The sequence below is a fragment of the Chryseobacterium ginsenosidimutans genome (assembly GCF_039536845.1).
Lineage (GTDB): Bacteria > Bacteroidota > Bacteroidia > Flavobacteriales > Weeksellaceae > Chryseobacterium > Chryseobacterium ginsenosidimutans_B.
This window is the reverse complement of record NZ_BAAAZJ010000003.1, coordinates 138,262-150,753: the sequence shown is the minus strand read 5'-3', so window position 1 is coordinate 150,753 and position 12,492 is coordinate 138,262. Positions and strand designations below refer to the sequence as shown.

Annotated in this window: 7 protein-coding genes; 5 read left to right on the top strand and 2 right to left on the bottom strand. The window is 32.6% G+C overall.

The window, feature by feature from the left end; translation table 11 throughout:
• Nucleotides 1-335: 335 nt before the first annotated feature.
• From ABD745_RS00755 to ABD745_RS00735, 5 genes are all read left to right on the top strand, one after another.
• On the top strand, nt 336-4,310 hold the full coding sequence (locus ABD745_RS00755; protein WP_344823710.1) for a DUF5977 domain-containing protein: 3,975 nt from the start codon (nt 336-338) through the stop codon (nt 4,308-4,310).
• Between the two features lie 7 nt (nt 4,311-4,317).
• Nucleotides 4,318-5,859, top strand: coding sequence for a T9SS type A sorting domain-containing protein (locus tag ABD745_RS00750; RefSeq protein WP_344823707.1), 1,542 nt, complete (start codon nt 4,318-4,320; stop codon nt 5,857-5,859).
• A gap of 12 nt (nt 5,860-5,871) precedes the next feature.
• Nucleotides 5,872-9,450, top strand: a complete 3,579-nt coding sequence (locus ABD745_RS00745; protein WP_344823703.1) for a DUF6443 domain-containing protein — start codon at nt 5,872-5,874, stop codon at nt 9,448-9,450.
• A 16-nt stretch (nt 9,451-9,466) separates the two neighbouring features.
• Nucleotides 9,467-9,931, top strand: coding sequence for a hypothetical protein (locus ABD745_RS00740; protein ID WP_344823700.1), 465 nt, complete (start codon nt 9,467-9,469; stop codon nt 9,929-9,931).
• Nucleotides 9,932-10,697: 766 nt separating this feature from the next.
• A complete protein-coding gene (locus ABD745_RS00735; protein WP_344823697.1) occupies nt 10,698-11,327 on the top strand; it encodes a hypothetical protein in 630 nt (209 codons plus the stop codon).
• A gap of 465 nt (nt 11,328-11,792) precedes the next feature.
• On the opposite strand, the gene ABD745_RS00730 is transcribed toward ABD745_RS00735, so the two are convergent.
• Both ABD745_RS00730 and ABD745_RS00725 read right to left on the bottom strand, forming a co-directional pair.
• Complete coding sequence (locus ABD745_RS00730) at nt 11,793-12,299, bottom strand: hypothetical protein (protein WP_344823694.1); 507 nt, start codon at nt 12,297-12,299, stop codon at nt 11,793-11,795.
• Nucleotides 12,271-12,492, bottom strand: coding sequence for a hypothetical protein (locus tag ABD745_RS00725; RefSeq protein WP_344823691.1), 222 nt, complete (start codon nt 12,490-12,492; stop codon nt 12,271-12,273). The genes ABD745_RS00730 and ABD745_RS00725 overlap by 29 nt, the downstream gene beginning before the upstream one ends.

The window sequence follows — 12,492 nt, the reverse complement described above, 5'->3', positions numbered from 1 at the left end:
GTGTCAATTGACATCCTTTTGTTTTTCTGCTTTACTCTTTTGCAAAAAACTAAATAATAGTTTTATATTTTTCACTTAAATTTTGTCTCAAAAATAGTTACAAGTTCATTCTTAATATTACACACATATTAAACCAATATTTTAAAATTATTAACTTTCAAAATCCCCGTTCTTTCTCGTCTTTTTATGATATAAATTCGCTCAATGAAAATGATCAAATCATTTACGGTACTGTTTTTTAATGAATCTAAAGTCCAATATGGTGACTTTTTGATAATAAATAAAATGGTACAATATAATAATTAACGGATAAAAAATATAAAAATAAACTGACCATGAAAAGAAAGGTAATTTTACCTATAGTTTTAACATTATTGAGCATCAATAGTGCTTTTTCACAGGAATTGCCCAAAGTTATGCCTCCTTCGCCAAACGCGTCTGCATTAGCCCAATATGCCAATCAGCCGGTGAGTAATTATACAGGAGTCGCTAATATTTCTATACCATTATATAACATAAAATCAGGAGAAATAGAATTGCCTATTTCTTTAAGCTATCATAGTTCTGGAATAAAAATTTCCCAGGAAGCAAGCTCAGTGGGATTAGGATGGGCTTTTAATGCTGGAGGAGTGATTACTCGTTCGGTAAGTGGAGTAGATGATTTGGATCCATTTAATGGGTATGTCACAGTGAGTGAATTGCCTTCAACTGGTGGAGATGATATTGTTGCAGGGCCGGGTTGGCAATACTTCAATGCCTACCAAGAAATTAATTCAGGTTTAAGAGATGGAAAGCCGGATATTCTTTATTATAATTTTGGTGGAGAGTCTGGAAAAATGATTTTTGAAAAAAGACAACCTAATAATAATAAAGTAAAAGGGATACCTCTACAACAAACCAATGCTAAGTTTGTTTATGATTTGGACACAAAAGAATGGGAAGTTACTGATGGAAATGGTTGGAAGTATTATTTTGCAGAAAGAGAAATTTCTCGTGGTTATAGTGGTGCTGATGATCGGAACGCACCTGTTTATTTAGTAAATGACATACAACGAGGAGCACAATATGATAGACTAGATCCCAGTATAAGCTTTAATGAATATATTTCAGCTTGGTATATTAGTAAAATTGTTAATCCACAAGATGATTCTATATCTTTTGAATACGATGGAGACGCAGGACACAAAAGTATAAGCCAATTAAATTTTTATGAACAGGAAAGCTATTGGGGTAACCCTCTTAACAATTCTGGGAAATTTTGGTATGGAACTCTTCTTGAGAAAAAGAATTCTATTGCAGTTAGTATGACATCGTCAGACAATCTAAATTTAAAAAAAATTAAATTTAAAAATGGTTATATTGACTTTCATACAAGTGACAGAGAAGATTTACGGCCATATAACAATTTTGGTACCTATTCATCCAAATCACAAAAATTGGATTCTTTTGAAGTCTTTAATTTAAATGGTGAATCAATTAAAAAGGTTGATTTTGGCTATAGTTATTTTGGAGATTCTTATACAGGGAAAAATAAAGAGAACTATTGGAGATTAAAACTAAATGCTATTCAAGAGTCCTTTTTTGATAATGTCTCAGGTGTTTATAAAAAAAATCCACCTTATAAATTAAGCTATAACTCAATGGAATTCCCAGATAAGACTTCTGCATCAACTGATCATTGGGGATATTACAATGGCTTTGACAATGATCATCTTATGTTATATGATAATGTAACGCAATTTCTGAATGGAACCAGTCCTGATGTAGAAGATTATCCAAATCCACCATCTTATTCAAATACCTATCAAAGTTTTGTGCCTTTTCAACTAGAATATGGGCCTACTCCAAATGGCCAGACAGCCGCATTTTTAAATGGTGCTTTCAGAGAGTCTGATCCGGCTTATATGCAAGTGGGCATTTTAAATCAAATCAATTATCCAACCGGAGGTGCAACCAAGTTTACTTATGAACCGAATAAATATAGCGTTGGAGATCAGGATATTTACAATTATGATACTAGCTCATTTTCGGTATATGCTGACGGAGACAGTGTAACCGATGAGGTGACCAGCTTTTACCTTAGCAATTATACACGTGTAAAAATTAACTGTAATATTTTTAATTCAGGACAACAAAGTGCTTTGTCAAGTATGAAAGCTTCCATACAAAACTCTGGCGGTATTGATATTATACGTTTTAGTCCAAGTGTTAATTCTTTTAATAGAAGTATTCAAGCAGTTTTATCTCCTGGCATGTACTATATTAAAGCCAATACCCATGCACCAACACAGAGTATGACAATTCATATAATGCTGAATTTTTTACAACGTAACTTGGTAGATGCAGTAACTGGAGGAGGTTTACGAATTCTCAAACAAGAAAACTTAGATAGAGATGGAAGTGTAAAATCAAGAAAAACTTACAATTATACTTTTAAGGATACGCCATGGACTTCTGGAAGGCCAATGAGTAATATCCAGCACATTTATAGAGACGGAGGTGACCGCATATATTATAATGAGTATGGACAGAATATGGCTTATAGAGATGTTATTGTTTGTTCTTCGGAAAACAATGCGCCTATAAGTTCATCTGCTCAAGGAAATTTTGTGGGATATTCTGAGGTATCGGTTTCTGATATTGATCAATTGGGAAATAACTTAGGAAAATCAATTTATTATTATTCAAATAATCCTGACGTAGAATGGGTGAATCACCTGCCAGGAATGCCAATAATAACACATATGGATAATGGAAACTTAATAAAAGAAGAACATTATAATAGTAATAATGTCCGTTTAAAATTAATTGAAAGTACATATGAAAAGGACGAATCTTCAACTAAAATGGTTAAGGGGGTATTTACTAAGAATGTTTTAAAGGATCCACCGTATGGACTAGGTTATGGTTGTTTTATCAGTCTTTATAGGGTTTATTCTGAATGGTGGCATCCAAAACAAACGATTGAAACAAATTATGATATGAACGGAAATAATCCTTTGGTTACAACAACAAATTACAGCTATGAGAACCCTCTTCATAAGAATTTGACGAAGACAACTGTTACACGAAGCACAGGAGAGATTGAAATAATAAGAAACAAATATCCTCAGGATCTATCTTCCGGTATTGATGAAACATCAGCAACCATAATAGCTGGTATGACAACGCAGAATAATATTAATCCTGTTATACAAACTGAGGTGACTGTTGATGGAAAATTAGTCAAAGGAACGATTAACAATTTTAAAGTTAAAAACTATACAGATCAAAATAATATTTCCAGAAGTATGTATCTTTTTAATAATATAAAAACTTTAAAAACGGGCACGACTGGTGATTACGATAAAAGAGTCGATTTTGTAGATTATGGAAAGTATGGAAATATAACAGAAGCAAAGAAAAGCGACGGCACAACATCCGTTTATGTTTGGGGCTATAAAGAGGAATACCCGGTTGCAAAAGTGGACAACAGTACATTGTCTGCCGTTGAAGCTACTTTAACAGCAACAGAGCTTGCTGGTATAAAAGGGGGGACTTATGATCAAATCGCTATGGTTAGCGTTTTGAACAAAATAAGAATTTCTTTGCCAAATGCCCTTGTCACAACATATACCTATTCTCCTCTTATTGGAGTGACAAGCATCACCCCACCTTCTGGTATTATAGAATATTATAAGTATGATTCTCAGAAAAGGTTGGAAAGAATTGTAAATATCGACGGAAAGATTTTAAAAGAATTTAAATACAATTATGCACCAATTGCTGCAAGTATTTTTTCTAATTCCTATAAAGATAAAACATTTATCCGTAATAACTGTGGTGCTTCTGCGACAGGAAATCCTTATCTCTATATGGTTCCAGCCGGAACGTATTTTTCAGATTTAAGTCAATTAGAAGCAGATCAAAAAGCACTTGATGACATTGATGCCAATGGTCAAAACATGGCCAATCAAAATGGGACTTGTACAGTACAACCGTCTTGTAGTTTTGTTTTTTCTTCTGGGGTTAGTCCTCAATACAGTACTAACTCTACGACAACTGTAAATAATACTGTTAATTTTAATGTGGTATTTCCAGCTTATGGACTTTGGCAAAATTGGACTAATGGAATAAATCTTGGCAAAATTGGGTCTGGTTGTATTCCTATTGCAAATCGACAATTTACATATTTGGAAGCAGGGGTTAATCGCCAGTGGAATATTTTCATTGATACCGCTGGGAATTGCACTGTAACTTTATTATCAGGAACATCAGCTGATCCAACTTCATATGATCCGTTGAATTTTACATTTCAATATCAAAAGTAACACAAGTATGAAAAAACTTATTATGAGTGCATTTTTTATATGTACAATCGGTGTATTATATTCTCAAGAAGTTATCTGGCAACGAGATATTAAATCCCCGACACAGGATTTCCTTTCTCAAGTTACCACAACCATTGATCAGCAATATCTGATTTCGGGAAGTTCAATTCAATCAAATAAGGTTTCTCAGGAAACTAAGCAGACCAATGGTTATGATTTTCACTTGATAAAATTAAACCAACAAGGGGAAGAGGTTTGGGAAAAGTACTTTAGTGGTAAGAATCATGATTTTTTATCTGCTACAGTAAATACACAAGAAGGAGGATTTCTTTTAGCAGGTACTTCATATTCAGGGAAAGGATTGGATAAAAAAGAAGATTCCAGAGGCGGATCGGATATTTGGTTGATCAGAATCAATGAGTTTGGGGATGAATTGTGGCAGAAAACCATTGGTGGAACTTCTGATGAGGAAGCAAGAGCTGTTATTCAAACGACAGATTTAGGATTTTGTGTAGCGGGAAATATTCAAAATTCACCAAAAAGTTACGGATCAAAAGATGTTTTGGTTGTAAGACTTGATAAAAACGGAAAAGAATTATCTCAGGCTATTTTAGGTGGAAAAGGACTCGATGAACTTGAGAAGATGATTCCAACGAAAGATGGTGGTGCTTTATTAGGAATTTATTCAAGAAGCAATTCAAGTGGTTCTAAGAAAACAGAAAACATTGGAGAGGGCGATTACTGGATTATTAAACTTTCAAAAGATGGAAAAGTAGAATGGGAAAAGAATTTTGGAGGAAAAGGAGATGATCATTTGAGAACACTTTCTTTAACATCAACTGGTTACTTAATAGGCGGAGAATCAAGATCAGAAAGGTCAGGAAACAAAACCGTAGGAATCGAAGAAGGTGCAGACTTATGGCTGATTTCTTTAAATGAAAGAGGAGAGGAAATTTGGCAAAAGTCTTACAATTTTGGTAACAGGGATCTTTTAATGGGCATAAGTGTTTTGCATTCTTCAGATGACAAATCTTCGAAAGGAATTCTGCTGGGAGGTTATACTCAGGCAGAAGGAAGGATTGAGAATAATGATGAGACTTTTTGGATGTTGTATCTGGACTATAATGGAAATGAACAATGGAGAAAACATGTGAAGGGAGAATCGAGAAAAAGAGAGGAGAGATTGTCTGATATTAAACTAAACAAAGATGGTTCAATTATTCTGGCAGGAACAAGCGCAGAAGTATTAGGTAAAGAAAATTGGAAAATTATAAAGTTGGGGGATAAACAAATTGATCAATTGATCGAAAAGCAGAATATTAAGATCTATCCGAATCCTGTTTCAGATTATGTTTATGTGGAAATCGGATTTGACTTTAAGGAAGCTGAGATTATGATGTATGATATGGGAGGAAGACAATTACAGAGTCTAAAAACTAAGAATAAAGTAACCAAAATGAATACGCAGGCTTTGATTCAGGGAGCTTACTTAGTGACAATAAAAACAAATGATCATCGAACTGCGAGCGCAAAATTGATAAAAAAATAAGCACACTCAACCATGAAAAGAATAATTTTACCGATCAGTGCCTTGTTTTTGTCAGGATTTATCTTTGGACAGGCAACAATTACTGAAAACTATATACAAACCAGAACCTATCTTGAGCCTGTAACTTCTACGAGTTCAACAGCCAAACAATCTCAAACAGTTCAGTACTTTGATGGTTTGGGAAGAGCTAAGCAGGTAGTTAATGTAAAAGCAACCCCTTTAGACAAGGATTTGGTTACTACGATACCTTACGATGGGTTTGGCAGACAGGAAGATTCCTGGCTTCCTGTGCCTATGAGTACTTTAAATGGAGGTATCCAATCATCTGTCAATGGTGCGACTCAAGCCTACTATAACGATACAAGAGCATTTACCCATCAGAATCTTGAAAAGTCCCCTTTAAACAGAGTCTTTTCAAAAATACAGCCGGGAACGATATGGGAAAATCATGCTGTCCAATTTAAATATGAAACAATTGGTACTAATGACCATGTGAGGAAATTAGTATGGACCGATAATGCCACTAATTTGCAAGTTGAATATGTTTCCGACTTTAGTTTAGGTCAACTATATAAAAATACAGTTATTGATGAAGACGGGAATACAACCATTGAATTCAAAAACGGACGAGAACAGGTTTTATTAGTTAGAAAAGTGATCAGTGCTACAGAAAATGCTGACACTTATTATGTTTATAATGAATATGATCAACTAGTATTAGTAGTTCCTCCTCAAGCAATTTTCGCATTTATAGAAGAATTGGGAGCCGGGTTTGGTGATAATATATCCGAGGATATTTTGAACAATTTTTGCTATCAGTACAAGTATGACATAAGAAACCGTTTGGTTGAGAAAAAGCTTCCAGGAAAAGGCTGGGAATATATGTTATATGATAAACAGGATCGAGTTGTTGCAAGCCAAGACCAGGAATTAAAAAAGAAAGGACAATGGCTATATACCAAATATGATCAGTTTGGAAGAGTCGCCATTACAGGAATTGGGACAGGGGGAAACAGGAGTGCAGAACAGACAATGGCTGAAACATATGGTTCTAACAATGTTAACAGATTAAGTACTCCATCTTTTGCAAGACAAGGAATGGATGTTTACTATGGAAACCAAGACAATACTTATCCGGATTCTACGAAATGGGTTACTCTGCTGTCATTAAACTATTATGATACTTACCCGGGATATGGGTTTAATCCGCCTGTTCCATCCGCTATATTAGGGGAAGCTGTATTGACCGAAATTCCTGATACCAATGGATTAAGCACAAAAGGATTGCCGGTGATAAGTGTTATTAAAAATATAGAAGATGACAACTGGACAAAAAATTATACATATTACGATAAAAAAGCAAGACCCATCGGATCTTACTCCATTAATCACTTAGGAGGACGTACAAAGATAGATTCCAAACTGGATTTTGCAGGAGCTGTCCAGCAGACCATCACTACTCACAAAAGATTAAATACCGATACGGACAGGGTGATAACAGAAAACTTCACGTATGATACCCAAAACAGGTTATTAACTCATAGTCATCAGGTTGACAGCAATCCCACGGAATATCTTGCTCAAAATAAATACAATGAACTATCTCAAATAGAAAGCAAGAAGGTTGGAGGTACATCAGTATCTTCCCCTCTACAGCAGGTGGATTATCAATACAATATCAGGGGATGGATGACCAAAATTAATGACCCTTCTACTTTAGGAAATGATTTGTTCGGATACGAAATGAGATATACCAATCCGATAAGTTCCAATATTGCTCCCGGAAGATTTAACGGGAATATTGGAGAAATAGATTGGAAAAATTCATCTGAAGATGTATTGAAAAGATATAATTATGAATACGATACACTTAATAGATTAAAAAACGCATTTTATAAAGAGCCCACTACAGGAATGGACAGCTCTTTCAATGAGTATCTGACCTATGATTTGAATGGAAATATTAAAACGTTAAAAAGATTTGCTCCTCAGGTATTTTCGACTACAGCAACTCTGATTGATGATCTTGATTATCAATATAATGGTAACCGTTTGGATCAGGTTATTGAAACGATGAATAGTACCGGGTATGAAGGAGGGAATAATGTTATTGATTATGACTTAAACGGAAACATGACCAATATGAAAGATAAGGGGATTGAATCAATTACTTATAATCACTTAAACCTGTCAGATTTTTATTCTATCAGTCAAATTGATCCATTTGGAACAAATGTAAGCTTTAGTTTAAATTATTTATACCGCGCAGATGGTACAAAAGTCCGTAAAACCTACACGAGTGGCGGAACTAGGGGGAATTCCAATATTACCAAAAATATTGTTGATTATTTAGATGGATTCCAATATAAGTTTTCAGAGGTTACTCCATGTCTTTGGTGCAGGACAAGTGTAGCCTATGAACAGGAGGCTTTTAAGGATCCTATTACTTTAGATCCGCCACCTCCCCTTTCTCCTGTCTGGCTATTGGATTTTGTACCGACATCAGAAGGCTTTTACAGCTTTACGGAAAATCGCTATATTTATCAGTATAAAGATCATTTAGGAAATGCAAGGGTAAGTTATGCAAAAAAGAGTGATGGAACATTGGAGGTAACTGATACTAATAATTATTATGCTTTTGGGATGAATCATATCGGAGGTATAAGGAGTTCTCTGGGAGGATATCAAAGTTATAAATATAACGGCAAGGAGATACAGGAATCTGGCATGTATGATTATGGAGCAAGGATGTATATCGCAGATATAGGGCGATGGGGAGTATTGGATCCATTAGCAGATAAGATGACAAGGTTTAGTCCATATGTTTACGCTTTTGATAATCCGATAAAATTTGTTGATCCAGATGGAAAAGCTCCAAGTGACATAGTATATTTTAATTCTCAGGGAGAGGAAGTATATCGAATAAAAAGTAATACGGAATTTAAAACTTATGTTCAGGCTACTGTACTTTCTGAATTTGGAGATCCTAACAGAACAACAGCTCCTTTCAATAGCGGAGTGTCTGGAGTATTTGTTCCAGCCCAAATGCCTAATGTAATCCAAACTAGAGAAGACAACAATGGAAGGCTTGAAGATGTATCAGGGAAAGAATATCAGCAAAATGATTATCAAATTGCTGCAAGTACTCATTTAACAAATAATGAACTCAATTCAGGTTTGATGGTTGTAGTTGATAGAGGAGGACATGAAATTTCTCAAAATAGCTTAAAAAATGTAGAAGATATTTCAGTAAATAAGGTTAAAGCTTGGAGTATGCAGGAAACTCACGCTGGAACTGAGTCAAATCGAGGCGGAATTTTACAGGTAAACGTAAATGGCGATTTTACTCCTGATAAAACAGGTTTAGGAATTAAAAAAGGTGCAGTTTATACTCCGCATAACCAAATAAATCTAGCCATAAGATATGCAATAGGAAAAGGATTTACAGCTGATGGAAAAGGTAATTGGAATTGGAATGGTTGGACAGAAGCACTTAAAAGATTCGGTCCAAATGCTAAAGATCCAAGATATCAGGAACGAATAAATAAAATGGAAGTCAAGAGCAGATACCCAGGTCCAGTTGATTATTAAAATATTTTAAAAAATTATGAAAGTATTAGCAATTATATTATTATTTTGTGTTAACAATTTATACAGTCAGGAAATTTTTGCTCATCAGAAAGCACGACATGAATTTAATAAATCGTTGATCAGTTCTAATGATATGAATAGAGTCAGAAAGAAAAGTTTTGAAAAAGGTTATGAATACGAAGCTAAGTTTCTTGGAAGTTTTAAAACGAAAAAGGGAGAGAAATTCTATATTATAAATTCTACTTATGTAAATCTGAGGAATTTAAGCAATGATAATTATATCTTCGTTTATAATAAAAAAAAACAATTTATTGGTTATTATATTGTTCCGGGATTTCAATTACCAACGAAACTCTCAAATAATGAATTGTTTTTTAAACAGGAAGATTGTATCAACAAAATTAGTTTAATCAATGGAATTAAAAAATGGATATGTCTGACATGTAAAAATGGAAAGGATTGTATTGAATTTCAAAATTAATTTTTAAGAAAGTTTCTCATTTTTTGTATATACTAAAGCTGGTATCTCGATTTTAAGCAGAAAGTTATACGTTTTTAATTATGAATTTGAAATAAGGTTTAAAAATCATAATGAAGCTTGCTATCTTTTTATAACAAAAAGTTTAAATCAAGAAAAGAAAAGAGTGTCAATTAACACTTTTTTCTTTTTCTGTTTTTTTTAAGAACAAATGAGTAATAAATTTTTATAAAAAATTAGTTACAAGTTCGAATATTAGTTTATAATTTAATGTCATCAATTATTTCTCGGAAATAGTTATTAATCCCATTTTTCCATAAATAATTTAGATGATATGTTCTGTAAATATCGTTTAAACTGGAAAAGTCATTCAAATTGACCAGTATTTTTCGGAGTAAATTGACCACCAATTATGCCTGAAATATTTATTTAGACGTTGGTATCTTTGAGAAAAGAAAGGAAGAAATACTAGGACAAAAGATTGTCGAAATAATTAAATGAACTTTCATTAAGATATTACTTTACAAATCCTAGAGTTACTATCTTTTTTGTGCAAAAATTTTGTACTTCGTGTTATTAAAATATAAACAAAAGGGTGTCAATTGATATCCTTTTGTTTTTCTGTTTTATTTTTTTATTATCAATTGAATAATATTTTTTGAATATGAATTTTTCACTCTAGCTAGTCATTCAAATATTATTTAATTAGATTTAAATCTGTTGCAATATCATTTTCAACAGAAGTTCCAAGTCTATCTTAAATAATAGTTTGAACATAGTTGGGTACATTATATATTCCTTCATTATCATTACCGTTACTGACTATAATTTTAATTATAAAAATCCACAGTTTTGGTTTTCGAATCTTGAATTGAATCCGATTCCGGAAACAATTATAAACCATATTGAAGAAAAATATGATATCTCGCAGGTAAATGAAGATGAACAGTCAGAAAATCATTATGATAGCTTCAATTGGGCAGATATCAGTATAACCACAGAAGCAGATAATCTGATAAATAATGCTGAATTCATCTTACAATATAATTTGAGTGACGAACAGATTGTAAAACTCAAAAAGATTATGAGTGATCCCAATCCAGATCCGCAAAATCTTTCAGGGAAACCATGTACTTCTGAAACCAAAGAATGCAAATGGTGTGGTAAGGAGTTTTCTCTTGAAAGTAAGTACTATTCATCCAAACAACTATTAAGTAATATTGTGGAACCAATTGAAGATCCTATGGAAGTAATCGGTTTATTTGTAAACCTTGGTCGTGTTGATCCAATCTTGTGTATTGAAAGTTATGAGACTGGAAATAAATATCAATGTATTATTCTTGAAAAGAAAGATTTCTGTTCTTTAAAATGTGAAAAAGAATATAAATTTAGTCACTAATTATTTCATTTCTTAATAAATTGTATAGTACAGTTATAAAAGGAAACTATTTCGCACTAATCATTAACTTTATTGGATTTCATTCTATCTCTTAAAATTAGATTTTATAACAATAGGAAGCCATGGCTTTTATCCTCTGTAATATATTCTACCATTGTCTGAAATTTAGCCAAATTAATTTCACAATTACAATTTAGTGGAACTGTTCCCATGATAGATGTTTAGATTTTTCTAAATAGTTATCTAAGCAATAATTTTATAATACCATGTCTAAGTAGACTTTTACCTTCCCAATTTTATAGACATGAAAGTTTTGAAAATTTCTCAAATTTGAAAGTTGTCTTAGAATGATTTCCCATTATTTTACTTAAACCTGTAAGTAAAAAACCGCAAAATCTGCGGTTTTTATTATAATTAAATATTTAAAAATACATAAGGCATTAGTTATCCTTAAAATCAGAAAAATTAAGGTTTTATTAAACCTGTAATAAGAGAATGAGAATCACATATTCTTTTCTTTCCTAAAAAAATTGCAATAGGTTTATTTACCAATTTTTCTTTTATAAAAATACTATCCTGTGTATTTATAATACCATATTTTTCGACTATCCATTGCTTATTTGCGGAAAATATGTCCATATAAAAGTAATCAGGCTCTAAATCTGTATTTCGAACTTTGATACGGACACCTTTTTTAGAAGCTTGAATATTGTTAGGCTCTATGTAAATGTTTTCAATTTTTGGGTTAGTTTTTACATAGCTTTCGTTTTGCATTGGTAGTAAGGTGATAATAGGATCATTGTCTACATACAATGTGAAGCCGTTATTATTTTCTACGATTTGTAAGTACTCATTTTGAGAATCACCAGATATATCATAAGTGTAATTATTTACATTGTTATTTACTATATTTTGTTTTTTACAACCAAAAAACAAGAAAAAACTACTTATGATAATTACGACATTTTTCATAGTTAAAAATATTTTTAAAAAAATTAGTATATAATTTTCTTTCTGACAAATGATTAATACTTGCAACATGTTTCTCCTGTCCATCAAGTGCTTTAGGATAATTGATAGCTGCCGAAACCTTTGTGGCATCATCAATATCTGCGTACTTACTTAAGTCTTTTTTATACCAATGCTGTAATACCCACTGTGCCAT

What these genes read in the sequence shown, in the direction of transcription:
- ABD745_RS00755 (WP_344823710.1), top strand. Translation starts at nt 336, where the DNA reads ATGAAAAGAAAGGTAATTTTACCTATAGTTTTAACATTATTGAGCATC.
- ABD745_RS00750 (WP_344823707.1), top strand. Translation starts at nt 4,318, where the DNA reads ATGAAAAAACTTATTATGAGTGCATTTTTTATATGTACAATCGGTGTA.
- ABD745_RS00745 (WP_344823703.1), top strand. Translation starts at nt 5,872, where the DNA reads ATGAAAAGAATAATTTTACCGATCAGTGCCTTGTTTTTGTCAGGATTT.
- ABD745_RS00740 (WP_344823700.1), top strand. Translation starts at nt 9,467, where the DNA reads ATGAAAGTATTAGCAATTATATTATTATTTTGTGTTAACAATTTATAC.
- ABD745_RS00730 (WP_344823694.1), bottom strand. Translation starts at nt 12,299, where the DNA reads ATGAAAAATGTCGTAATTATCATAAGTAGTTTTTTCTTGTTTTTTGGT.
- ABD745_RS00725 (WP_344823691.1), bottom strand. Translation starts at nt 12,492, where the DNA reads ATGGCACAGTGGGTATTACAGCATTGGTATAAAAAAGACTTAAGTAAG.